General features: G+C 60.5%; 2 protein-coding genes. Both read right to left on the bottom strand.

Going from position 1 to position 1,927, the window contains the following annotated elements; genetic code table 11:
• Positions 1-63: 63 nt before the first annotated feature.
• Positions 64-1,062 (bottom strand): type VI immunity family protein, encoded by a 999-nt coding sequence (locus L0F51_RS19845; protein ID WP_234630884.1) that lies wholly within the window; start codon positions 1,060-1,062, stop codon positions 64-66.
• Between the two features lie 15 nt (positions 1,063-1,077).
• A partial coding sequence (locus L0F51_RS19840) for a DUF4150 domain-containing protein (protein ID WP_234630883.1) occupies positions 1,078-1,927 on the bottom strand: 850 nt, incomplete at its 5' end.

The following is a 1,927-nucleotide window of genomic DNA, read 5'->3' as shown; positions in this document are numbered from 1 at the left end:
GAAATGCTTGTGGCACAGCGTCAGCCCGGCGCTGCTTACCGCCTATTTCTCAAGGTACGCTCCTCAATCGAAGCGCCGGATCCATTTCAGTGTTTCGTCGATCGGATCGGCAGGCGGATTGGTCTTCAGAAGTCCTGTCTTATAATCCTCGAACCGCAATGGCTTGAGGGCTTTCGCCACGGTGCGGTAAGTCTCCGGTATCCAGCCGCGGTTGCGATCGCCGAGTTCAGCCCGGGGCCCGGCGAGAATGATGGCTCCGCCGTCGAAGGCTTGCGTCGAGCCATTCGGATCAAGTGTCGAAGCGATGGCGTCCAAGCCGCCCAGAGCCGCGACAAAACCATCATCGAGAACGTTCAACCAGTTTGTCGTTCGGATCCGTCGTGGTTGCTTCGATGATTTCGCCCGCCATGGACCGCTGTCGTTATAATCGAGACCAACGAAGCGTTTGAGGAACGGAAAGGCGACGAGGCCGCTTGTCGTTCGCCGAGAGCTTTGATCGAACAGAGTTCCCAGCCCCGCCGTGCCGTGCAGCGGCTTCAAGAGATCGCACCAGCCTTTCACCAGGTCGCACAGCGCCGAGTGGCCGTTCGCCTCCACCCATGACGCAGGAATATGCGCGTCGAGATAGGAGACGGAGCCTTCGGGAAACCAGTCGTCGAGCGGCAGGCAGGAGCCGCCGATGTAGTGGAGCGGCGCGTCGGTCACCTTCCGGCCGCGCAGGACGCCCAGAAGATGCGGCGTGAATGCGTTTCCGTCTCCCTCGACCGAAGGCTGCTGTGCGGCATCGACAAACGTTTGAAAGAACGACTGGTCGCGGACCGCCGCTACCCGTCCGCCATCGGGGAGCACGTAGTGCGTCACCTCTTCGGCGAAGGTCTCGTAGTAATCGCGCAGAACCTCCACGAAGGCCAGGCGTTGCTCGGGAGCCTCGCCATGTTGAAAGAACAGCGAGACGACGTAGCCGAGACGCAGCTGTACCTTGCTCGAATTGTACGTCACCGCAAGTCGGTCCAGGTTTTTCGGGTCCCGCAAGGCTGCGACGAGATCATCATTGTCCGACATCACGGCGCCCTCCTGCTAGTTCGCTGCGGCGCCGGCACCCAAGAAGAGGGAGGCCGCGACCGCCCCACCCGAGCCGCCAGCCCACCAGGTGAGCGCCGCCGCGCCGAGCACCGCAACTCCGAGACCGCCGGCTACCAGATAGTCCTTCGTGCTCCAGCCCTCTTCGGCGTCGGCAACAGTCTCAGATTCCGCAACAGTCTCAGATTCAGGCGCATCATCATCCGTGCAGACACATTCTTCGTCGACGTCGAGTTCTCTAAAGCCTTCGCCAAGCTCGAGAATTTCCGCAAGTTGATCATACCGATCCCGCTGATCTCCCCGGAACCGATCGGGGCCAAACTTCATCTCGTAGAGCGCTACGGGTCTGCCCTTGACCAACCGGGTGACATCCAATCGATTACCGGCAACGCCTCGTCGCCGAGAGGGCATATCCGATCCTGTGCGGCGACCAAAACTGCCATTCGGCGCGTAAGTTAATTCCGGCCACAGCCCATTATCCTTATCACGAATGTTTTTCGGGTCAGACATGATCTCGCGCTCTACGCAGCTCTGCCTTGCCGATCCTGCCTGCTTGCAGTTGCAGGCATAAAAACAAAGTCGGTTCAAATCGATAGCATCGTCTCCGGTCACAGGCCCAGTATAGTACCCGCCGGCCGAGATGGTGTTGCCCTTGTTGAGGAGCATCTTGTCGGTGAGGCGGGTGGCGGGGCGGCCCTCCATGAAGACGTTGGGTGACCAGGAAAGCCAGGTCGCCCGGTGAAGGTTGACGCCCGACTTCACGCCGCCGCCAGTGCCCGGCTCATCGCCGATCGATTTGTAGAACTCCGACCCCTTGATGCCGTTCATCGCCCCGCCATGGGAGAAT

This window comes from Afifella sp. H1R, from assembly GCF_021462425.1.
GTDB classification, from domain to species: Bacteria; Pseudomonadota; Alphaproteobacteria; order Rhizobiales; family Afifellaceae; genus Afifella; species Afifella aestuarii.
This window is presented reverse-complemented; position numbering and strand designations above follow the sequence as displayed.

Coding starts and splice junctions, on each gene's coding strand:
- L0F51_RS19845 (WP_234630884.1), bottom strand. CDS start 1,062: ATGTCGGACAATGATGATCTCGTCGCAGCCTTGCGGGACCCGAAAAAC.